The sequence below is a fragment of the Microbacterium sp. W4I4 genome (genome assembly GCF_030816235.1).
Classification (GTDB): domain Bacteria; phylum Actinomycetota; class Actinomycetes; order Actinomycetales; family Microbacteriaceae; genus Microbacterium.
Map to the genome: position 1 here is coordinate 1,221,044 of NZ_JAUSXT010000001.1, position 22,773 is coordinate 1,243,816.

Consider the following 22,773-nt stretch of genomic DNA (forward strand, 5'->3'; position numbering starts at 1 on the left):
CGGGTCGTGCACGTGTCCCCGTGCAGGATACGAAACGGGAGCCGACACGCCACATGCAGGACGTTCTCCGCGAATCGGTCCGACATGTGGCGTGTCGGCCCCCGAACTGTGGCGGCGCCGGGGTCAGGCCAGCGGCTTGACCTCCGCGGACCCGGGCTCGTCGCCGGCGCGGACGGAGGCGAAGCCGGTGTAGCCGTCGGCCGCGGACCGCTCCAGCAGCGCCTTGAGGTTCTTCGTGCGCCGCTCGAGCCGCACGCGGGCGGCACCGCCGGAACGCAGCAGCGCGGCCTTGTGCGCGAGCAGCTCGGTCACCGGGACGTCGGCGTCGTGGATGAGGACGACCGCCTGCGCGGCATCCGCCTCCTGCTCGGCGACGAGGTCGACGATGCGCTCGAAGCCGATCGAGAAGCCGACCGCGGGAACCTGCTGGCCGAGGAAGCGGCCGATCATGCCGTCGTAGCGGCCGCCACCCCCCAGCGAGTAGCTGACCGAGGGGTGCGCGAGCTCGAAGATCGTGCCGGTGTAGTAGCCCATGCCGCGCACGAGGAAGGGGTCGTAGACGAGCGGCGGCTCCCCGGCATCCGGACGCGCGGCGACGACGGCGTCGCCCAGGCCGACCAGGTGCGCGACGAGCTCGTCCGGCGCACCCGCGGGGAGCGCCTTGCGGATCTGACGCTCGCCGTACGGGTTGTACTCCATCGTCTGCGGGCGCACGAGGAACACCGCGAAGGCGTCGACGGCGGACGCTGTCGTGCCGCGCTCACGGAGCTCGGCGGCCACGCCGTCGGGTCCGATCTTGTCGAGCTTGTCGATCGTGATGAGCACGCCGGGACGCTCATCCTCGGTGAAGCCGAAGCTGTCCAGCATCCATTCCAGTGCGCGACGGTCGTTCACGCGCACCGTCCCACCCTCGAGCCCGAGGGCGTCGATCGTGTCGAGGGATGCGATGATCAGCTCGGCCTCGGCGCGGGCGCTGTCGTCGCCGATGATGTCGATGTCGCACTGCACGAACTGGCGGTACCGGCCCTTCTGCGGGCGCTCAGCGCGCCAGACCGGACCGATCTGGATGGAGCGGAACACCGTGGGCAGCTGACCGCGGTTGGTCGCGTAGAACCGGGCGAGCGGCACGGTCAGGTCGTAGCGCAGGCCAAGATCGCTGAGGGCGGCGGGGTCCTCAGCGCCCTCGCGGATCGCATCCGCGTCGAGGCCTCGGCGCAGGATGTTGTACGAGAGCTTCTCGTTGTCGCCGCCGATGCCGGCATGCAGCCGGTCGTACTCCTCGACCACGGGGGTCTCGATCTCGTCGAATCCGTGCGCGCGGTAGCGCTCGCGGATGACGGCGAGCACGCGCTCGCGTCGGGCCTTGTCAGCGGGGAGGAAGTCGCGCATGCCGCGCGGCGGGTTCACGTTTGCCACCCGTCCATCTTCCCAGGTCTGACGAGCACGCCCGACTCCGCGCCCCATCGGGCTGGATCAGAAACGCACCCGCAGACGCCGATTCCCCTGCGTTCTTGATCCAGGTCGAATCGCGGACGACCACTCGGTGCGTTTTCGATCCAGGCTGAGCGTCGATGCGCCTCAGGGTCGGGACTCGGCGGCGCGGACCTGGTCCTCCAGCAGGCGCAGGCGCTCGCGCAGCGCGCGCTCGGCATCCCATCCGTTCTCGCGCGCCTGCGCGACGAGGGCGAGCAGGGCGTCGCCGAGCTCGGCCTCTGAGGCGGGCTCGGATGCCGCGGCGGGGTCATCCACGACCTTGGCGGCGCGGCCGAGCACCTTCTGCGCCCGGGCCAGCGCCGGCATGCCGCTCGGCACGCCGTCGAGCACGCTGCGCCGCTCCTTCTTCTCCAGAGCCTTGGCCGCATTCCAGTGCACCAGCACCTCTTCGGGCGTCGTGGCGACGGCATCCGCGAAGACGTGCGGATGCCGACGGACCATCTTCTCGGTGAGACCTCGCGCCACGTCGTCGATGTCGAACGGCTCCTCAGGGTCCTGCGCGGCGACGGCCGCGTGGAACAGCACCTGCCAGAGCAGGTCGCCGAGCTCCTCGCGCATCTCGGCGCGATCCCCGCTCTCGACGGCGTCGATGAGCTCGTGCGACTCCTCGATGAGGTACGGCACCAGATCACGATGCGTGATCTGCTGCGACCACACACAGCGCTCCCGCACCTGGCGCATGGTCTCCGCCGCAGCGCGCAGCGGATCGGGCAGCTGCAGCGGATCAGTCATGGCCATCCTCCTCAGGCAGCCGCAGCCGCCAGCATCCGGTAATGCCGTGCCCGCATCGAGACGAACACAGCCGACAGCACCAGGGCGATCAGCGAGCCGCCGAGCACGCCCAGGATCGCCTCGTCGCGCACGGCGCCGTCGCCCGCGAACGCGAGGTTGGCGAGCAGCAGCGACACGGTGAATCCGATGCCGCCCAGCACACCCGCTGCGAGGATGTCGGGCAGCACCAGCGACGGCGCGGTGCCGCGCGGGCGCAGCTGCAGGCTGATCCAGCCGAACAGCGTGATCCCGATGATCTTGCCCACCGGCAGTGCGATCAGGATCGCCCAGAACGCCGGCGACAGCTCACTCAGCGGCACCTGCGGGATCACCACGAACGCCGCGACGAACGCGAAGATCGGCAGGATCACGCCGTTCACCGTGGGTTCCAGTGCATGCCGGGTCTTCTCGGCGGGAGCCGGCGACATGAACAGCCCGAGCAGCACGCCCGCGATCGTGGCGTGGATGCCGGAGACCGCCATCAGACCCCAGGCGACCACACCGATGACGCCCATCAGTACGGCAATTCCCGAGGAGCCCGTCTTCGCCAGCACCCGACTCAGCAGCGCGAAGATCACGACGGCGACCACGGCGAGCGCGAACATCAGCCAGTTCACGTCGTGCGCGAAGAGTACGGCGATGAAGATGATGCCGATGATGTCGTCGAGGATCGCGAGGGCCAGCAGGAAGACGCGCACGGCAGGGGGCAGCCCCTTCCCGAACATCGCGAGCACGCCGAGCGCGAAGGCGATGTCGGTGGCGGTGGGGATAGGCCAGCCGTTCTGGGTGCCCTCGCCGCCGGCGATCAGAAGGTAGATGCCGATCGGCACCAGCACGCCGCCGGCCGCCGCGATCGCGGGCTGCACGGCCTTGTGCACGGAGTTCAGCTCACCGTGGGTGAGCTCGTGCCGCAGTTCGATCGCGACGACGAGGAAGAAGATCGCCAGCAGGCCGTCGGCCACCCATTCCTCGATCGACAGGTCCAGTGCCGTGCCGGGGATCGCGATGTGCGCGTGCAGCACCGCGGCGATCGGGTCATGGGTCGCGAGGTTGGCGAAGAGCAGCCCGAGGGCGGCTGCGGCGAGCAGAAGAGCGGCCGAGAACTGCTGGCCGCGAAGAGGGTTTGCCGAGATGCGCATCGTCTCCATGCTAGGGCCCAGGCCTGTGCGCGCCACGGCCGGCGGCCCGTCGCCCGTCACGAAGAACGGATGCCGAATGGACGCGGGATACGCTCGAAACATGCCGCTCGAGCCCACGAACACCGAAGCCATCCGCGTCATCAGTCGATTCGAAGCATCCAACGGCATTCCCGACAGCATGCGCGCGGACGTGCGCATGCTGGGCGGTCTGCTCGGTCAGGTGCTGCAGGAGTCCGGCACCCCCGGACTCTTCGAGGATGTCGAGCGTCTGCGCCTGGCGACGATCCAGGCGGCGGATGCCGATGACGACGGCGCCTTCGAGCGCGCGGCCTCCATCGCCGACTCCTTCACGATCGAGCGGGCCGACGAGGTCGCCCGTGCCTTCACCTGCTACTTCCACCTCGTGAATCTCGCCGAGGAGCACCAGCGGGTTCGCGTCCTGCGCGAACGCGCCGGAAAGCCGGCCCCCTCGACGGGCTCAGCGACCCCGCAGCGGCCGGCCGACACCGTCGCGACCGCATTCGCGCAGCTGCGCGGCGAGATCGGCGACGAGCAGGCCCGCGAGCGCCTCGCCGACCTGCGCTTCCACCCGGTCTTCACCGCGCATCCGACCGAGGCCCGCCGACGCGCGGTGTCCGGCAGCATCCGCCGCCTGTCCGAGCTGCTCACCCAGAACGACGCCGCGAGCGTCGGCGGCGCGGAGCAGAAGCGTGCGCACCGTCGGATGCTGGAGGAGATCGACACCCTGTGGCGCACCGCGCCGCTGCGCGCCCAGAAGCCCTCGCCCACCGACGAGGTGCGCACGGTCATGAGCGTGTTCGACGAGACGCTGTTCACCACCGTGCCGCACGTGTACCGCCGCATCGACGACGCTCTGCGCGGTGAGGACTCCGGCAGCTCCGCACCCCTCGTGCCCGCATTCGTGCGGGTCGGCTCCTGGGTCGGCGGCGACCGCGACGGCAATCCGTTCGTCACGGCGTCGGTCACCCGCGAGGCGGCCGACATCGCCGCCGATCACGTGCTGCGCGGGATCGAGCGGGCGATCGAGCGGATCGGCCGCACCCTCACCCTCGACGGCGAGGGCACCCCTCCCAGCACCGATGTCGCGGGCATCTGGACGCGGTTCGAGCAGACGCACGCCAGGATCGCGGCTGAGATCGCCAAGCGCTCGCCCGACGAGCCGCACCGCCGCGTGGTTCTCTCGCTTGCCCACCGCGTGCACGCCACGCGCATCGACGCCGACGGCGCGTACGCCTCTCCCGAGGAGCTGCTGGCCGACCTGCGCGTGGTGCAGTCCTCGCTGGCGGATGCCGGCGCCACCCGCCACGCGTTCGGCGGCGTGCAGCACCTGATCTGGCAGGTGGAGACCTACGGCTTCCACCTCACCGAGCTCGAGGTGCGCCAGCACTCGCAGGTGCACGCCGAGACCCTCGCCGAGATCGAGGCGGGCGGTGAGCTCAGCGAGCGCGCCCAGGAGGTTCTCGAGGTGTTCCGCGCGGTCGCCGACATCCAGAAGCGCTACGGACTGCGGGCAGCGGGCCGCTACGTCGTCTCCTTCACCCGCTCGGCCGCGGACCTCGCCGCCGTGCACGAGCTCGCCGCGCACGCGCTCGGCGACGACGCACCGGTGCTCGACGTGGTGCCGCTGTTCGAGACCTTCGCCGACCTGCAGGCCGCCCCCGGCATCCTCGCCGAGGTCGTGCGGTTCCCCGCGTTCCGCGCCCGACTGGAGGCCACCGGCAACCGGCTCGAGGTGATGCTCGGCTACTCCGACTCCTCCAAGGACGTCGGCCCCGTCGCCGCCACCCTGGCGCTGTACGAAGCCCAGCGCGATATCGCGCAGTGGGCCGTGGAATCCGGCATCCGCCTCACTCTCTTCCACGGCCGCGGCGGCGCGCTGGGCCGCGGTGGCGGACCGGCGAACTCCGCGATCCTCGCGCAGCCGCCGCACTCGGTCGACGGCCGCTTCAAGCTCACCGAGCAGGGCGAGGTCATCTTCGCCCGGTACGGCGAGCCCGCGATCGCGATGCGGCACATCGACCAGGTTGCGGCGGCGACGCTGCTGGCGTCTTCGCCGACCGTCGAGAAGCGCATCAGCGACGCCGCGGAGCGGTTCTCCTCGATCGCGGGCGTCATGGACGTGGCATCCCGCGACCGATTCTTCTCGCTGGTCGCCGCCGACGGGTTCGCCCCCTGGTTCGCCACCGTCACCCCGATGGAGGAGATCGGACTGCTCGCCCTGGGTTCGCGCCCGGCGCGACGCGGCCTGTCCGTCGAATCGCTGGAGGATCTGCGGGCCATTCCGTGGGTCTTCGCGTGGACCCAGGCCCGCATCAACCTCGCCGGCTGGTTCGGCCTGGGATCGGCGCTGGATGCCGTCGGCGACGAGCAGGCGCTGATCGAGGCGTACCGCGAATGGCCGCTCCTGCACACCATGGTCGACAACGTCGCGATGAGCCTGGCGAAGACCGACGAACGCATCGCCGGAGAGTATCTGGCCCTCGGCGATCGCGACGACCTCGCGAAGATCGTGCTGGACGAGCTGCGCCTGACTCGTGAGTGGGTCATCCGCCTCACCGGCGGCGACGGCCTGCTCACCAACAAGCCGATCCTGCAGCGCGCCGTGCAGCTGCGCACCCCGTACGTCGACGCCCTCTCGCTGCTGCAGCTGCGCGCCCTGCGCGCCCTGCGCACGACGGCGACGACCGAGCCCGTGCAGACCCCCGACCTGCAGCGGCTCCTGCTGCTCTCCGTGAGCGGGGTCGCGGCGGGCCTGCAGAACACCGGATGACACGATGTCAGGGCCGCTCGGCGAGGGTTGTAGGGTGAAAACTCAGCCTGATCCGGCGAAGCATCATGCGACACGATCGCTCGCATCCCCCATCCGCCTCTGAGAAAGCTTCCCGCGTGACCGATACCACTGCCGACTTCCATCCGCTCAGCGCCGCCGCACAGCCCGTGTTCGACGGCGTGCGCAGCGTCAACCCGAACGAGCCGGAGTTCCACCAGGCGGTTCACGAGGTGCTGCACTCGATCGGCCCCGTGCTCGAGCGTCACCCGGAGTACACCGACAACGGCATCCTGGAGCGTCTCGTCGAGCCGGAGCGCCAGATCCTCTTCCGGGTGCCGTGGATCGACGACTCCGGCAAGCTGCAGGTCAACCGCGGCTACCGCGTGCAGTACAACTCGGCACTCGGCCCGTACAAGGGCGGCCTGCGCTTCCACCCCTCGGTGAACATCTCGATCGTCAAGTTCCTCGGCTTCGAGCAGATCTTCAAGAACGCGCTCACCGGTCAGGGCATCGGCGGCGGCAAGGGCGGCTCGAACTTCGACCCGCACGGCAAGAGCGAGGCCGAGGTCATGCGCTTCTGCCAGTCGTTCATGAGCGAGCTGTACCGCCACATCGGCGAGCACACCGACGTCCCCGCGGGCGACATCGGCGTGGGCGGCCGGGAGATCGGCTACATGTTCGGCATGTACCGCAAGATCACGAACCGCCACGAATCCGGCATCCTCACCGGCAAGGGCATCGGCTGGGGCGGCGCGCAGGTGCGCACCGAGGCCACCGGCTACGGCGCGGTGTTCTTCGTGCAGGAGATGCTGGCCGTGCACGGCGAGACCCTCGAAGGCAAGCGCGTCGCGGTCTCCGGCTCCGGCAACGTCGCGATCTACGCGATCGAGAAGGCCACCCAGCTCGGCGCACGCGCCGTGACGGCATCCGACTCCTCCGGCTACGTCGTCGACGACGCCGGCATCGACCTGAGCCTGCTGCGCCAGATCAAGGAGGTCGAGCGCGGCCGCATCGTCGAGTACGCGAACCGTCGTCCCGGCGCGCGCTTCGTCGAGGGCGGGAACGTCTGGGAGGTGCCGGTCGACATCGCCGTGCCCTCTGCCACGCAGAACGAGCTGAGCCTGGAATCCGCGCAGATGCTGATCGCCAACGGCGTGCGCGCCGTGGCCGAAGGCGCCAACATGCCCTCCACCCCCGAGGCCGTGGGCGCGTTCCAGGACTCCGAGGTGCTCTTCGCACCGGGCAAGGCCGCGAACGCCGGCGGAGTGGCCACCTCGGCCCTCGAGATGAGCCAGAACGCCTCGCGTCAGCGCTGGAACTTCGCGAACAGCGAGCAGAAGCTGCGCGACATCATGGCCGACATCCACGACGCGTCGTTCCGTGCGGCCGAGCGCTACGGCACCCCGGGCGACTACGTCGCGGGCGCCAACATCGCCGGTTTCGAGCGCGTCGCCGATGCGATGATCGCCCAGGGCGTCATCTGACCCACGCCTGCTTCGTCGAGAAACCACTTTTCGCACGAGACATCACGCCCGGCGTGGTTTCTCACGCGGGGAGTGGTTTCTCGCGTGCGGGGATGCTGACGGGTGCCGACTACGCGAGGCCGGCGCGGGTGGTGCCGACGTGACGGTCGTCCGCGTGTCGGGCCAATGAGCTGGCGTAGCGCTCGGTGAGCTGCACCATCAGGTCGGGGGTGTCCCGGTCGACGCCGAAGACGTGACCGGGGAAGTCCAGCTCGGGCATGGCCTGGGCGATCTCATCGGCCTGATCGGGTGAGAACAGCTGAACGGGGTCGCCGGCCGCGACCCAGCCGATCGGCACGACCGTGCCCTCCGGCAGGACGGCCCGCCGCTGCACGATCGCATTGACACGGATCTCGCAGTGCGCCCCGACCAGAGCGCCGTTGAACACGCGCGCGCCGGAGGCGAAGAACACCTCCTCGCCGACCGTCGCGCCGGCGATGCTGGCCAGCGTGCCGACGAGCGTGTGCGAGCCGATGTGCACCGCGTTGGCCGCGGTGGCGCGGATCAGGGCGTTCTCCATCACGATCACGTGCTCGCCGAGCGTGATCGGCCCGCCCTCGGCAGTGATCACGGCGCCGTGCAGCACCTGGCAGTCCGGTCCGATCTCCACGTCGCCGGAGATGACCGCGGTCGGCGCCACGACGGCGGTGTCGTGGATGCGGGGCCGAGCCCCGAGGTGCTCGTAGATCATGCCGCCAGACTAGTCGTGCCTCCCGGCCGGGCGGTACCGTCCGAGCCGCTCGTCGACGTCTTCCTCCGCCACGACCGCGCTGGAGGAGAACCCGAGCACGGACGTCGTGAAGCGATCCGCTGTGAGGGCGCGGAGTCGAGTGGCGGTGCGAGCCCGGGCGGTCGCTGTGCGCGGCGTGCGCCGCAGCAGGGCGATCTCGCCGAAGCCCTCCCCCGGCCCCAGTGTCGTGATGTGCCGGCCGTCGCCGATGACGTCGATCTCGCCGGATTCGATCACGTAGTAGCGGTCGCCGACCTCTCCCTGCGCGAAGACGGTCGCCCCGGCATCGACGTCGACCGGCTCCAGGCCCCGCGCGAGCATCTCGATCACCGGCAGAGGCAACGGGTCGAGCATGGGCACGCGCTTGAGCAGTCCGAGCTCCTCGTCGAGGTCCTGCACGGTCCGGTCGATGCGGCGGATCCGCCACCACGAGGCGACAGCCAGTACGGGACAGAGCAGACCGACGATGATCAGCGCGGGGCGGATGCCGAATCCCTCGATCAGCGCCGAGGCGACCAGCGAGCCGACGCCGATCGACACGGCCACCAGGGTTTCGAGCAGACCGAAGACGCGCGCCATCACCGCATCCGGCGTCAGCCTTCCGACCAGAGTGAAGCCCCCGGCGTCGATCAGCGCGTTCGCGACGCCGACGGCGGCGAGCAGCAGCAGCGCGGGCGTCTGCTGCGGGAACACCCCGATGAGGGCGATCGGCGCTCCCCACACGGCCACGCCGATCGCGAACCAGGCGCCCAGACGCCAGGTGCTGACGAGCATGGAGGCGGCGAGCGAGCCGCAGACCGCGCCGACGCCGAGCGCCGACATCAGTGCTCCGGCGCCGGAGTCGCCCATGTCGAGGAGTTCGATGGCGACCACCACCGAGAACACCGTCAGCGCACCGCGGGTGAAGGTCTGGGCGGCGACGAGCAGCAGGATCAGCAGCAGTCCACGATTGTCCGTCACGGCTCTGATGCCCTCGACGACCTCGGTCATCAGGGACGGCACGCGAGCCGCGCGCGGTGCGTGCCCGGACGGCGCCGATTCGTACTTCAGGCGCGTCACCAGCAGCGCCGCGCAGAACGCCGACCCGGCGGCGACGGCAAGCACGGCCGAGGAGTCCACGAGCGCCAGCAGCACAGCGGCGACGAGCGGTCCGATCAGGCTCGCCAGGGAATCCAGCATTCCGCGAACGACGTTCGCCCCGGCCAGCTCGTTGCCTGTGCGGCAGAGCCCGGGGAGAAGCGCGGAGTGCGCCGGTCGGAACAGCGAGGCAGCCACCGATGATGCTGCGGCGACGGCGTACACGGCGAAGACCGGACCGGAGAGCGCGACGATCAGGGCGGCGATGCCCATCGCCGCCCCGCGTGCTGCGGACACGATGAACAGCACTCGCTCCCGCCTGCCGCGATCGGCGAGCGGGGCGAGCAGCGGAGTGAGCACCGCGCTGGGCAGCACCGTCACCAGCCCGACGATGCCCACCGCGAGCGCGCCTCCGGCGTCGTAGGCGACGATGCTGAGCGCGACCGTGAACGCGCACTCGGCGGCCCAGGCGGCGAAGAAACTCAGCTGCGCGCGCCGGAGACTGACATTGCGCCAGTTCGCGGCGAACGCCCCCAGCGCCTCTCGCAGCCGGCCCGTACGACGGGTCATGACGCGAATCTAGCCCTCCGCGGAGCCTGACCGCTAGTGGGAGGACGTCATGGGGCGCGCAGCACCGCCGGCAGGACGATGTGCACCTCGGGGATCATGCCGGGGGTCACGCGCTTGCGGAAGATCCAGTAACTCCACGCCTGGTACAGGATGATCACCGGCAGCGAGACGCCTGCCACGACCGTCATCACGCCGAGCGTGTAGGGACCGTTGGCGGCGTTCCAGACGGTGAGGTCGAAGGCCGCATCCACCGTCGAGGGCAGCACCAGCGGGAACAGAGCCGCGAAGATCGCCGCCACACCGAACAGGCCGAACCCGGCGTATCCCATGAACGCATAGCCCTCGTTGCGGCGGCGAGCAGCCAGCCAGCCGAGCACGGCGGCTACGACGGCCAGCGCGATGAGCGCCCAGGAGAGCACCCCGCCACCGTGGCGCATCTGCACGAGGATCGCCCAGATCGCTGCGGGCACCAGGCACAGCGGCGCCCAGCGGGCGGCGAACCGACCGGCGCGGTCGCGCACCGGACCGTCCGCCTTGAGCCCGAGGAAGGTCGCAGCGTGCGCGAGGGCGAAGCCGACCACGGCGAGTCCGCCCAGCACGGCGGGCACGGTGAGCCAGACGAAGGGACCGCCGACGCGATCGCCGTTCGCATCGATCGGCAGTCCGGTGGTGGTCAGCGCGAGCGCCGCACCGATGCAGAACGTCACGATGAGCGAACCGAGTCCGATCATCCAGGTCCAGAAGGTGCGCCAGCGCTCGGTGTGGATCTTGCCGCGGTATTCGATGCCGACGGCGCGCACGATCAGCCCGACCAGCGTGATCGTCAGCGGCACGTACAGGGTCGAGAACAGCGAGGCGTACCAGGCGGGGAAGGCGGCGAACATCGCGGCGCCCGCGGTGATCAGCCAGACCTCGTTGCCGTCCCACACCGGGCCGATCGTGTTGAGCATGACCCGGCGGTCGCGCTCGTCGCGCGTGGAGAAGATCATGTGCATGCCGACGCCGAGGTCGAAGCCCTCCAGCAGCAGGTAACCGAGCCAGAGCACGGCGATCGCGATGAACCAGACGACGGGAAGCGGTTCCATTTCCTTTGTTCCTCTCGGATCGGCCGGTCAGTAGGCGAAGGCGAGCACGTCGCCCTGCTTCTCGCCGCTGTCGGGTCCGTCGCCGGGGTCGCCGTGGGGCGCGCTCAGCTCGGGCATGGAGGCGGCCACACCGCCGCGGACGTACTTGACCATGAGGTACCCCTCGATCACGAGCATGACGCCGTAGACCAGGCTGAGCGTGATCACGGAGAAGAGCATCTCCCCCGCGGTCACTCCCGGCGAGACCGCGGCGGCGGTGAACATGAAGACCCCGTCGACGCCGGAGGGATCGGGATTCGGCGCCACCACGAAGGGCTGTCGGCCGAGTTCTGTGAAGATCCAGCCGGCGATGTTCGCGGCGAAGGGCGCGACCATGCCGAGCAGCGCGAGCCGCATGATCCACGGCGAGCGCGGCACGGTGCCCTTCCGTGTCAGCCAGACCGCCACGACTGCGCCGAAGGCGACGACCGCGCCGAGGCCGATCATCAGGCGGAAGCCCCAATAGGTCACCCACATCAGCGGCACGTAGTCGATCTCGGCGCCTGCGTGCGTGCCGTACAGCGCGTCGTCCGGGATGGTGGCGCCGTACTGGTCGACGTAGCGCGGCTCAAGGTCGCGGATACCGGGCATGTCGGCGCCCCACTCCCCCGTTCCGAGGAAGCCGAGGGCGCCCGGGACCTCGATGAGCGTGACGACGTCGCCGCAGTCGGTGGATCCGGGGTCGCCGAGCGAGAGCACCGAGAAGGACGAGCCGGTGTGGCAGGCGGCTTCGGCTGCGGCCATCTTCATGGGCTGCTGCTCGTACATGAGCTTGCCCTGGATGTCGCCGGTCACGACCGTGCCGAGGAAGCCCAGCACGGCGATGACCGCGCCGAGGCGCAGCGACCAGATCCACACGCCGTGATCGGTGCGGTCGCGGCCGGGTGCGGCATCCGTCTCTCCGACGATCACGTGGCCGGTCTCGTCGACCGTGTCGATGCCGTCGTGGCGGCGGCGCCACAGGTGGTACCAGGAGATTCCGATCAGGAACATTCCCGCGACGACCAGCGCGCCGAGGATCGTGTGCGTGTACGCGGCCAGCGCGGTGCTGTTGGTCAGGACGGCCCAGACGTCGGTCATCACCGGTCGCCCGTCCGCGCTCATCTCGACGCCGACCGGATGCTGCATCCACGAGTTCGCCACGATGATGAAGAACGCGGAGATCCAGGAGCCGATCACCGCGCACCAGAGCGCGGTGAGGTGCAGGCCCTTGCGCAGGCGTCCCCAGCCGAAGATCCAGATACCGAGGAATGTCGATTCGACGAAGAAGGCCAGCAGCCCCTCCATCGCGAGCGGTGCGCCGAAGACGTCGCCGACGAAGCGGGAGTACTCGCTCCACGCCATGCCGAACTGGAACTCCTGTACGAGCCCGGTGGCGACGCCGATGATGAAGTTGATCAGGTAGACCTTGCCCCAGAACTTGGTCATGCGCAGGAACTTCTCGTCCCCCGTGCGCACCCACCGGGTCTGCATGATGGCGACCATCATGCCCAGCCCCAGAGTGAGCGGGACCATGAGGAAGTGATAGACGGTCGTGATGCCGAACTGCCACCGGGCGATGTCGAGCACGTCCACGCGGAATCTCCTTCTGGGTGCGGCGTCGGTCGGCGATTCTCGCCGGCACTCTTGAATTCTACGTCACGTAGAACTATTTCGACAGAGCATAGAACAATTTCGACAACTGGTAGAATCGAGGATGCGGTGTGCAGGATGCCGCGACGGAGGAGGCCGCTATGGGAACGCTCGGAGAACTGGAACGCGCCGTCATGGACGCCCTTTGGGATGCCGACGGCTCGCTGAGCGCCTACGACGTGCAGCACCGCCTCGAGACCGAGGGTCGCTCCCTCGCCGCCACCACCCTGCTGACCGTGCTGTCACGCCTGGAGAAGAAGGGCTTCGTCAGCTCCGACCGCTCCTCTCGCCCGCACCACTACACGGCGATCGCCTCCCGCGCCGATCACGTCGCAGAGCTCATGCACTCGGTGCTGGGCGACGCCGCCGATCGCACCGCCGTGCTGGAGCGCTTCGTGGGCGGCGTGTCCGTGGAGGACGCGGCGATCCTTCGTCAGCTGCTCGGGCGCACGAGCTGAGTCCTCTGCGATGATCGAGCTCGCGGAGGTCGACGCCGCACTCACCGGCGCACTGGTGATCCCGCACGGCGTCGTCATCGCGGCCGCCGCCCTGCTCGGCGCCCTGGCTCTCGCCCTGGCCTGGCCGGTGCCAGTGCTCCTCTCCCGCGCCGCGTGGCCGATGCGGATGCCGGTGATGGCTCTGCTGCTCTGGCAGGCGATCGGGCTGGCCGGAGGCCTGTCGATGATCGGGGCCCTCGCGCTGGCCGGATACTCCGCGCTTCCCGAGCATCCGCTCCTCGCCCTGATCCCCGCGCTGGCCTTCGCCGTCTACCTGCTGGCGCATCTGGGCGTGACGATCGTGCAGGTGACGCGTCAGCGGCACCGGCACCTGGCACTGCTCGAGCTGCTCACGTCCCCGCATCCGACCCGGGCGCGCACGCGGGTGATCGACGACGCCGTGCCGGTGGCGTACTGCCTTCCGAACGGCGCGCGGTCGGTGACCGTGCTCTCGCAGGGTCTGCTGGACCGGCTGGATGCGGATGAGCTGGTCGCCGTGATCGCCCACGAGCGCGCGCACGTCGAGCAGCGGCACGATCTGCTGCTGCTCGCGTTCCGCGCCTGGCGCTCGGCGCTGCCCTGGTTCCCGATCGCCGCCCGCGCCGAGGTCGAAGTGGCGGCGCTCGTGGAGATGCTCGCCGACGACCACGCGCGCCGCGAGGTGCGCGACGAGGTGCTCGCCCGCGCGATCCTGCAGGTCGGTGCCGCAGGCGTCTCCGGTGCTGTGGCGGATCAGCCGGTTTCCGGGTCGACGCGCGTGAGCGACCGGTTCCGCCGACTCGCCGCCTGAGTCAGCGCGCCACGGGCTCGTCGACCGGGAGGCGGATGCCGGCGGCGAGCCGCACGATCGCATCGCCTTCCCGACGGTCGGCGACGCGGTGCGAGACGAGCAGCACGACGCGGTCCGCGGTGGCCGCGCGGACGTCGGCCATCATGGCAGCCGCGGTCGGCTCGTCGAGGTGCGCGGTGGGCTCGTCGAGCAGGATCACGTCCGATCGGGTGAGCAGGGCGCGCGCCACGGCCAGGCGCTGACGCTCTCCGCCGGAGAGCGCCGAGCCGCCGGCGCCCACGCGGGTGTCGAGTCCGTCTGCGAGAGAGGCGAGCAGGGCGCCGAGCCCGGCACGGCCCAGCACATCGCGCATGTCATGATCGTCCGGTGCGTCGTCGCGCGCGCGGGAGAGCAGCAGGTTGCCGCGCAGCGTCGAATCGAACACGTACGCGTCCTGCGGGCACCACGCGACGCGGTCTCGCCACGCGCGCTCGTCCAACGCGGTGAGCGGCACGTCGTCGGCGACGACGGCACCGGATGCCACGGGCAGCGCCCCCATCACCGCCGACAGCAGCGTGGATTTGCCGGATCCGGACGGCCCGTCCAGCGCGAGCCAGCCTCCGCGCTCGACCGCGCCGGAGACTCCGGACACCGCTGCATGCCCCCCGCCGGGGTACCGGATCGTGACGTCGTCGAGCGCGAGGCGACGGGTGGCTTCCGGATGCCGGGTTCCCCACTCCGCCGTGGGCGCGGGCTGCAGGATCGGGTCGAGTCGTTCGAGCAGGGCTCGCATCGCCGGCATCCGATGCGCCGCCGTCACGAGGCCGGCCAGCGGCTCGAGCACCGCGAGCGCGAGCAGGGCGATGACCGAGACCAGCGCGGCCGGCGTGCCGGTGGAGAGCAGCGGCACGAGCACCGCGAGCAGGGTCGTCGCGGCGGTGATGACCGCGGTGCCGAGGCCCGCCGACCATGCGGCTCTCCGCTCGGCCGTCGCGAGACGGTCTGCCTGGACGTCGAGCTCGCGCAGCGCGCTGTCGGCGACGCCGTTGCCGCGCAGGTCATCGGAGGCGGACGCCAGCGCGGCTGTTCCGCGGACGATCGCCGAGCGTGCGGCGATGCGCTGGTCGCCGGCGCCGCGCTCACCCCGGACGGCGAGCAGGATCGCGAGGACGACGGAGAGGATCAGCACGGATGCGACGAGCACGGTCAGGTGCGGGACGACCGCTGCGGTGGTCGCGATTGCCCCGGCGATCACGACGATGCCCGCCCCGACCGGCGGCACGATGCGCGGCAGTTGGTCTCTCAGGTCGTCGGCGAGGGTCACGAGGTAGTCGAGCGGCGCTCCGCCCTCCAGCAGCCGGCGCGAGCCCGCACCTCGCTGGGAGATCGCGCGCCAGAGGCGCAGGCGCAGCGCGTCCACGACCAGGAACGCGGCACGGTGCGTGACGAGCCGCTCGGCGTAGCGGCCCACGGCGCGCCCGATGCCGAATGCGCGCACGCCGACGATCGCGACGAGCAGGTACATGATGTACTCCTCGACGCCGGCGCGCACGATGAGCCATCCGGACACGGCCGTGAGGGCGGCGGCCAACCCGGCGGCGAGCGCTCCGAGCCCGATGGACCCCGCCCACAGCCAGGCATGGGGCCGCAGCAGGGAGAACAGGGTGAGGCGGCGCGCGGATGCGGACTCGTGCGGCGCGCTTGTGGAGGACGTCTGCAGGTCTGAAGGACGCCTGGGGGCGGATCGTCCTTCAGAAGCGGAAACGTCCTTCAGATGCGACGGCACCGTCTGCGAAAGTGACGACGCCGCTCCCACGGCGATCCGGTGCTCGGCCAGCGACAGTGTCTCGGCCTCATGGCTGGCGAAGACGATCGTGCAGGACGAGGCGCGGCGCAGCACGGCATCCCGCACCCGCTGCGCGGCGACGGGGTCGAGGTGCGCGGTGGGCTCGTCGAGCACGAGCAGCGTCGCTCCGGCATCCACTCGGGCCAGGGCGCGCGCGACGGCGAGGCGCCGCAGCTCTCCCGGACTCAGCTCTGCGACGGCGGCATCGGCGAGCGCGGCCAGGCCGAGTTCCGCGAGGGCATCATCTCCCGCTCCGTACAGCGCGATCTCCTCGCGCGGTGTCGCCGCGAACGCCCGTGGCGCCTGGGGCGCCCAGGCGACGGCATCCGCCCCTCGGATCGCGCCGGCGGTCTCGGCGTCTTCGGGCAGGACGCCTGCGAGCGCAGCGAGCAGCGTCGACTTGCCGGCACCGCTGGGACCGGTGATAGCGGTGATGCCGTGCAGTTCGGCGTCGACGTCCGTGAGCGTGGCGGATGCACGCCCGGCGTATCGCACGCTGAGCTTCTCGACGGCCACGGCATCCGCGCCACTGCGCCGCAGGTCCCGCGCGGGCTTCTTCGCCAGCAGGGCCTTGGCGCGGTCGAGGGCGGACAGCCCGTCCTGCGAGGCGTGGAACGCCGATCCGACATCGCGCAGCGCCTGGAAGCACTCCGGGGCGAGGATCAGGGCGATCAGCGCCGGTTCGAGGGCCATCGACCGATCCAGCAGCCGCAGACCGAGCACGACCGCGACGAGGGCGACGGAGATGGTGGCGATCAGTTCCAGGGCGAGCGAGGACAGGAAGGCCCAGCGCAGGGTCTCCTCGGTGCGGGTGCGATAGCGGCGCTGGATGCCGTCCAGCGCCTGCGTCTGCTCTTCGACACGTCCCAGGCCGACGAGCACGGGCAGGCCACGGGCGAGTTCGGTGAGGTGGTCGGCGAGGCGCGTCAGCGCATTGAGCGCCTCGTCGGTGCGCTGCTGGGTGTGCTTGCCGATGAGGATCATGAACAGCGGCACGAGCGGCACTGTGAGCACGATGATGAGCGCGCTCAGCCAGTCGGCGCCGAGGATCCGCACGCCGACGACCAGGGGGATCACGGCCGCGCCGATCAGCGCGGGAAGAGTCTGCACGTAGTAGTCGTCCAGGTCGTCGAGTCCGTCGGCGGCGAGCACGGCCGTGCCGCCTCCCGCACGCTCGCCCTGCGCGATCCGCCGCCAGAGCCGGCTCCGCAGGTCGCGTTTCACATCCGTGGCGACGCGTCGCGCGACGACGGATGCCGCCCACTCCCCGCCCGCGCGCAGGAACAGGCCGACCAGCCCGCACAGCAGGATGATCCGGGTCGCGTCGGCGGTGAGTCCGGAGCCGGCGAGCGCCCCGATGCCGCGGGCGACGGCCTCGGCGATGAGCACCAGACCGACCGCGCGGAATGCCGCCAGCGCGCCCAGCCCGTAGATGGAGCCCTTCGGCACCGGCCCGAACTCGGGTCGGCGGAATCCCGGTGCATCCCGAGTCCGTTCGGCCTCGACCACCCAGGGATCGTTCGGAATCCGTTCCGCGCTCATCCCGCAATTCTACAGTGCGTAGAAAAGCTGTGACCGACGCGTCACGCGGAGAAAAACGCGTGCCACGGACCGAATCCGGCATCCAGTCCGCGCGAAGCGCATGTCTCCGCGGCAGACGACAGTGCTCAGGTCGACGCGGCGGCCTTCACCGGCTCCGGGAACATCGCGGTGAACAGGTTGCCGACCCACTCCAGGATGTCGGTGTCGACGGGCATCGGCAGCACCGCCGCCTCGCCCCCGCCGACGAGCTTCGCCTTCGGATACAGCCGCTGCAGGCGCACCTTCATGGAGTCCTCGAGGTGCGCGGGGGCGACGCGCAGGTTGGAGCCCATCGCCACGACATCCGTGAGCCCGGCGCGCGCTGCCCTGCGACGCAGCCGCGCGACGGCGAACAGGGTCTGCACCTCGTCGGGGAACGCCCCGTACCGGTCGATGAGCTCCTCGGAGACCAGGTCGATCGCGTCGTCGGGGGCGGTCGCCGTGGCCGCGGAGGACAGCTTCTGGTACGCCTCCAGGCGCAGACGTTCGCTGTCGATGTAGTGCTCGGGGATGCGGGCCTCCACCGGCAGTTCGAGCCGCAGCTCCCCACCGGTCTCGGTCTCCTCACCGCGGAAGTCCGCGACGGCCTCGCCGATCATGCGCAGGTAGAGGTCGAAGCCGACGCCCGCGATGTGGCCGGCCTGCTCGGCGCCGAGCATGTTGCCCGCACCGCGCAGCTCGAGGTCCTTCAGCGCGACCTGCGTGCCCGAGCCGAGCTCGTTGTTGACGGCGATGGTCTGCAGCCGGTCCGCGGCCGTCTCGCTGAGCGGCTTGGAGTCGTCGTAGAGGAAGTACGCGTAGGCGCGCTCACGCCCGCGTCCCACGCGCCCGCGCAGCTGATGCAGCTGAGACAGACCGTACTTGTCGGCCTTGTCGATGATGATCGTGTTCGCGTTGGAGATGTCCAGACCGGTCTCGATGATGGTGGTCGAGACGAGCACGTCGTACTTGCGCTCCCAGAAGTCATCGACGACCTGCTCGAGCTGGTGCTCGCCCATGCGGCCATGGGCGACGGCGATGCGCGCCTCGGGCACGAGCTCGGCGAGCTCCGCGGCCACGCGCTGGATCGACTGCACCCGGTTGTGCACGAAGAAGATCTGTCCCTCGCGCAGGATCTCGCGGCGGATCGCCGCGGCCATCTGCTTGTCGCTGCGCGGGCCGACGAAGGTGAGGATCGGATGCCGGTCCTCGGGAGGCGTCTGCAGCGTCGACATCTCCCGGATGCCTGTGACCGCCATCTCCAGCGTCCGCGGGATGGGGGTTGCGCTCATGGCGAGGATGTCGACATTGGTCTTCATCTTCTTGAGCTTGTCCTTGTGCTCGACGCCGAACCGCTGCTCCTCGTCGATGATCATCAGCCCGAGGTCCTTGAACAGCACCTTCTCGGTGAGGATCCGGTGCGTTCCGATCACCATGTCGACCGAGCCGTCGATGAGGCCCTGCAGCGTGAGCCTGGCCTCCTTGTCGGTCTGGAAGCGCGAGAGGGCGCGCACCTGCACGGGGAATCCGGCGAAGCGCTCGGTGAAGGTCTCCATGTGCTGCTTGACCAGCAGGGTGGTCGGCACGAGCATCGCGACCTGCTTGCCCTCCTGGATGGCTTTGAACGCGGCACGCACGGCGACCTCGGTCTTGCCGAAGCCGACGTCGCCACTGAGCAGACGGTCCATGGGGACCGGCCGCTCCATGTCGGCCTTGATCTCGTCGATCGTCTGCAGCTGGTCCTGGGTCTCGGCGAACGGGAATGCCTCCTCCAGCTCGCGCTGCCAGGGCGTGTCCGGCCCGAAGGCGTGCCCCTTGGCGCTCATGCGCGCCGAGTACAGCTTCACGAGCTCGACGGCGATGTCGCGCACGGCCCTGCGCGCCTTGCCCTTGGCTGCCGACCAGTCGCTGCCGCCCATCTTCGACAGCACGGGGGCCTCACCGCCGACGTACTTCGAGAGCAGGTCGAGCTGGTCGGTGGGCACGTACAGCTTGTCGCCCGGGTAGCCGCGCTTGGAGGGCGCGTACTCGAGCACCAGGTACTCACGCGTGGTCTTGACGGCATTGCGCCCGCCGGAGGACACCTCGCGCTTGGTCATCTCGACGAAGCGGCCGATGCCATGGGTGGTGTGCACGACGTAGTCGCCCTGCTTCAGCTGCAGCGGGTCGACGACGTTGCGCCGACGCGAGGCGAGCTTCTTCACGACGCGCTGATCGCCGCCGATCGTGCGGCCGTAGAACTCGTTGTCGGTGAGGACGGCGAGCTTCGCCTCGGGCACCTGGAAGCCGGATTCGACGGCCCCGACCACAAGGCTCGCGACGCCCGCCTCAGGCGCGTCGGTCAGGTCTGTGAGCACGCGGGCTGCGAGTCCTCGATCGCTGAGCACGTCGCGCGCCCGTTCGATGAGCCCCTGCCCCGTTGCGATGACCACCACGCGCCAGCCCTCGCCCAGGCGCGTCTCCACGAAAGAGATCGCACCGTCGACGTTGCCGTGGAAGGAGGGGATGATCGAGGAGTCCAGGTTCTCGGCATCCGCATCGTCAGCGGCGAAGGCGCTCAGTCGCCACCACACTCCGTCGCGGTCGCGCACGATCTCACGCAGCCGCGCGATGGAGATGAAGTCGCCGGCGCCCAGATCGATCGGTGCGGATGCTCCGGAGGTCGCCGCGCTCCACGCCGCCTCCAGGAACTCGCGGTTGGTCTCGCCGAGGTTCTGCGCGCGTCCGCTTGCCCGCTCGGGGTCGACGAGCGCGGTTGCGGAGCCTGCGGGCAGGTACTCGACCAGGGTCATCAGCGGACCCGAGACCGCGGGCAGCAGCGATTCCATCCCCTCCACGGGAATGCCCTCCGCCATCTTCTCGAGCATCCCGGAGATCGCCGGGAATTGCCCCACCAGGGCGGCGGCCCGTTCGCGCACATCGGCGGTGAGCAGCAGCTCGCGGCTGGCAGGCAGTTCAACGGATTCCACGTCACCCGGGAGCGAGCGCTGGTCGGCGACCGAGAAGGCGCGGATCTGGTCGATCTCGTCGCCGAAGAACTCCACCCGCAGCGGGTGATCGGCCGTCGGCGGGAAGACGTCGAGGATGCCGCCGCGCACGGCGAACTCGCCACGGCGCGAGACCATGTCCACCCGGGAGTACGCGCGCTCGACAAGCCTCTCCACGGCCTCCTCGAGCTCCGTGCCACGCGAGCCCACCCGCAGCTCCAGCGGTGCGGCATCGCCGAGGTTCGCCGCCAGCGGCTGCAGGGCGGCACGCACCGAGGCGACGACTGCCAGCGGCCTGCTGCCGTCCCACGTCGTGATGCGGCGCAGCACCTCCAGGCGGCGGCCGACCGTGTCGGGGCTGGGGCTCAGCCGCTCGTGCGGCAGCGTCTCCCAGGCCGGGAAGGTGAGGATCTCGGCGTCGGCGGCGTACGAGCCCAGCGCGGCGGCAACCGACTCGGCCCGGCGGCCGGTCGGCGTCACGATGAGGACGGATGCCGGATGCCCGCCCTGTGCGCGCTTGTCGAGGAGCCCCGCGATCACCGGGGCGTCGAGCCCGTCGACCACCGAGATCTCGGCATCGGTCTTCGCCCAGGTGAGGGCGTCGCGGTAAAGGTTCGCCTCTTCCAAGGCACGCAGAATCCCCGGAACAGTCACCGGGGAAGTCTACTGTCCGCCCACCGACATCGCTCCCGTGCTTCCCGTCTCACCGACGCGGACGACGCGCACCACGGAAGCCCTCCACTGCCAGGAGCGCAAGCGCCACGGCCAGGATGCCGTAGACGACGGCGTCGGCGCCCTGCATCCGCTCCCCCAGCACGAACGCCACAGCCACCAGCAGCACCGGCTCCACATAGGTGAGCAGACCGAAGACCGGCATGGAGAGCATGGTCGACGCGCCCAGGTACAGCACCATCCCGAACCCGCCGAGCACTCCCACAGCAGCGAGTCCCGCGAGTTCGGACATCGGCAGCGGGCCGGGCGTCGCGGCGGCCAGCATCACCACTGCGATCGGCGACATCACCGCCAGCTCCAGTCCGAACACGAACGGGCCGTCGAGTCCGAAGCGCTGTCGCAGCACGAAGTAGACGGCGTAGGGGATGCAGATCACCAGCGTCACCCACGACAGCTGGGGTGTGGCGACGAGCTTGACGGCGACGGCCACCGCGGCGAGCGCGACCACGCCCCACTGCATCCGACTCACCGGTGCGTGCAGGATGAACCGACCGCCCAGCACCAGCGTGATCGGGAGCAGCAGGTAGCCCAGCGATGCGTCGAGTCCGTGTCCGTGCATGGGAGCCCACATGAACAGCCACAGCTGCACTCCGACGATCGCGGCGAGCAGCAGAGCGAGCGGTGGCAGCCACCAGCGGCTCCTCAGCCGGCGCAGCAGCACCAGCAGTGCGGAACGGGAAGACGGATGCCACAGCGCGAAGAGGTACAGGCTGAGTGTCGCGAGCACGCGCCAGGCCCAGACGACCTCGGCCGAGGAGCTCAGCTGCGCCGCGAGGTAGAAGATGCAGGCGAACAGCACGGATGCCAGCAGCGAGACGATGACGCCTCGGGGCGATGAGCGCTGCATCGGCACAGCCGTCCTCCTCGGTCTGACGGCGGATCGGCCGCGGTCTCAGCCTACCCAGCCGTCGCCTTACGCTGGTGCGATGGAACCCGTCACCCTGCGCACCGAGCGGCTCGTTCTCAGCATCCCCACCCTCGACGACGTCGATGCGATCACCGCCGCCTGTCAGGACCCGGAGGTGCCGCGCTGGACCACCGTGCCGAGCCCGTACACGCGCAAGGACGGCGAAGATTTCGTCGCACTCGTCGCCGGATGGTGGGCGGACGGCGTCGAGACGGTCTGGGCGATCCGGCGCGACGGCGAACTGGCCGGCATGATCGGGCTGCACAAAATCACCTCGCACCCGCAGGGCGGCGAGGCCGAGATCGGGTACTGGGGCACGGCCGCGCACCGCGGCCGGGGCCTCATGGGTGAAGCCGGCCGCGCGGTCGTCGACTACGCGTTCGAGGAGTTGAAGCTCGCACGGCTCGCGTGGCGGGCCGTGGTCGGCAATGTGCCGTCCGCGCGCACCGCTCGCGGTCTGGGTTTCCGGTACGAGGGGATGCTGCGCCAGGGCCTGACCAGCCCGCGCGGCCGCGACGACGGCTGGATCGCCGGCCTGCTGGCGTCCGATGACCGCATACCCGTGGAGTGGCCCGTCCTCTGATCGGTCGCACTGTCGGATGTCCGGCACGGATGGCAGGATGT

General features: G+C 70.3%; 15 protein-coding genes. 5 read left to right on the plus strand and 10 right to left on the minus strand.

Annotated features, from left to right (window positions below; all coding sequences use genetic code 11):
• Positions 1–123: 123 nt before the first annotated feature.
• From QF046_RS05920 to QF046_RS05930, 3 genes are all read right to left on the minus strand, one after another.
• A complete protein-coding gene (locus QF046_RS05920; RefSeq protein WP_307372738.1) occupies positions 124–1,389 on the minus strand; it encodes a HisS family protein in 1,266 nt (421 codons plus the stop codon).
• 189 nt (positions 1,390–1,578) lie between these two features.
• Complete coding sequence (locus QF046_RS05925) at positions 1,579–2,226, minus strand: MazG family protein (RefSeq protein WP_307367211.1); 648 nt, start codon at positions 2,224–2,226, stop codon at positions 1,579–1,581.
• 11 nt (positions 2,227–2,237) lie between these two features.
• On the minus strand, positions 2,238–3,404 hold the full coding sequence (locus tag QF046_RS05930; protein WP_307367213.1) for a Na+/H+ antiporter NhaA: 1,167 nt from the start codon (positions 3,402–3,404) through the stop codon (positions 2,238–2,240).
• Between the two features lie 100 nt (positions 3,405–3,504).
• On the opposite strand from QF046_RS05930, the gene QF046_RS05935 reads away from it, so the two are divergent.
• Positions 3,505–6,195 carry a phosphoenolpyruvate carboxylase gene (locus QF046_RS05935; RefSeq protein WP_307367215.1) on the plus strand — a complete coding sequence of 897 codons (2,691 nt, stop codon included), beginning with the start codon at positions 3,505–3,507 and terminating at the stop codon, positions 6,193–6,195.
• A gap of 167 nt (positions 6,196–6,362) precedes the next feature.
• Complete coding sequence (gene gdhA, locus QF046_RS05940) at positions 6,363–7,679, plus strand: NADP-specific glutamate dehydrogenase (RefSeq protein ID WP_307372740.1); 1,317 nt, start codon at positions 6,363–6,365, stop codon at positions 7,677–7,679.
• 109 nt (positions 7,680–7,788) lie between these two features.
• Here the strand turns inward: gdhA and QF046_RS05945 are convergent, their stop codons facing one another.
• The 4 genes from QF046_RS05945 to QF046_RS05960 are packed head-to-tail and all read right to left on the minus strand — an operon-like array spanning position 7,789 to position 12,794.
• Positions 7,789–8,409, minus strand: coding sequence for a gamma carbonic anhydrase family protein (locus tag QF046_RS05945; protein WP_307367217.1), 621 nt, complete (start codon positions 8,407–8,409; stop codon positions 7,789–7,791).
• Between the two features lie 9 nt (positions 8,410–8,418).
• Positions 8,419–10,095 (minus strand): MFS transporter, encoded by a 1,677-nt coding sequence (locus QF046_RS05950; RefSeq protein WP_307367219.1) that lies wholly within the window; start codon positions 10,093–10,095, stop codon positions 8,419–8,421.
• 47 nt (positions 10,096–10,142) lie between these two features.
• On the minus strand, positions 10,143–11,180 hold the full coding sequence (gene cydB, locus QF046_RS05955) for a cytochrome d ubiquinol oxidase subunit II (protein ID WP_307367221.1): 1,038 nt from the start codon (positions 11,178–11,180) through the stop codon (positions 10,143–10,145).
• Between the two features lie 27 nt (positions 11,181–11,207).
• Positions 11,208–12,794, minus strand: a complete 1,587-nt coding sequence (locus QF046_RS05960) for a cytochrome ubiquinol oxidase subunit I (RefSeq protein ID WP_307367223.1) — start codon at positions 12,792–12,794, stop codon at positions 11,208–11,210.
• A gap of 158 nt (positions 12,795–12,952) precedes the next feature.
• Between QF046_RS05960 and QF046_RS05965 the strand changes: the two genes are divergently transcribed.
• Together QF046_RS05965 and QF046_RS05970 are read left to right on the plus strand one after the other, a co-directional pair.
• Positions 12,953–13,309 (plus strand): BlaI/MecI/CopY family transcriptional regulator, encoded by a 357-nt coding sequence (locus tag QF046_RS05965; RefSeq protein WP_307367226.1) that lies wholly within the window; start codon positions 12,953–12,955, stop codon positions 13,307–13,309.
• Positions 13,310–13,319: 10 nt separating this feature from the next.
• Positions 13,320–14,138 (plus strand): M56 family metallopeptidase, encoded by an 819-nt coding sequence (locus QF046_RS05970; protein WP_307367228.1) that lies wholly within the window; start codon positions 13,320–13,322, stop codon positions 14,136–14,138.
• Between the two features lies 1 nt (position 14,139).
• Here QF046_RS05970 and cydC read toward each other — a convergent pair whose 3' ends face one another.
• From cydC to QF046_RS05985, 3 genes are all read right to left on the minus strand, one after another.
• Positions 14,140–17,505 (minus strand): thiol reductant ABC exporter subunit CydC, encoded by a 3,366-nt coding sequence (gene cydC, locus QF046_RS05975; RefSeq protein ID WP_307367229.1) that lies wholly within the window; start codon positions 17,503–17,505, stop codon positions 14,140–14,142.
• Between the two features lie 125 nt (positions 17,506–17,630).
• Positions 17,631–21,164, minus strand: a complete 3,534-nt coding sequence (gene mfd / locus QF046_RS05980) for a transcription-repair coupling factor (protein ID WP_307367231.1) — start codon at positions 21,162–21,164, stop codon at positions 17,631–17,633.
• A gap of 49 nt (positions 21,165–21,213) precedes the next feature.
• Entirely contained in the window at positions 21,214–22,095 is an 882-nt protein-coding gene (locus QF046_RS05985) for an EamA family transporter (RefSeq protein WP_307367233.1), read from the minus strand.
• Between the two features lie 73 nt (positions 22,096–22,168).
• Here QF046_RS05985 and QF046_RS05990 point away from each other — a divergent pair, with 73 nt between their 5' ends.
• Entirely contained in the window at positions 22,169–22,732 is a 564-nt protein-coding gene (locus QF046_RS05990; protein ID WP_307367235.1) for a GNAT family N-acetyltransferase, read from the plus strand.
• Positions 22,733–22,773: the final 41 nt, after the last annotated feature.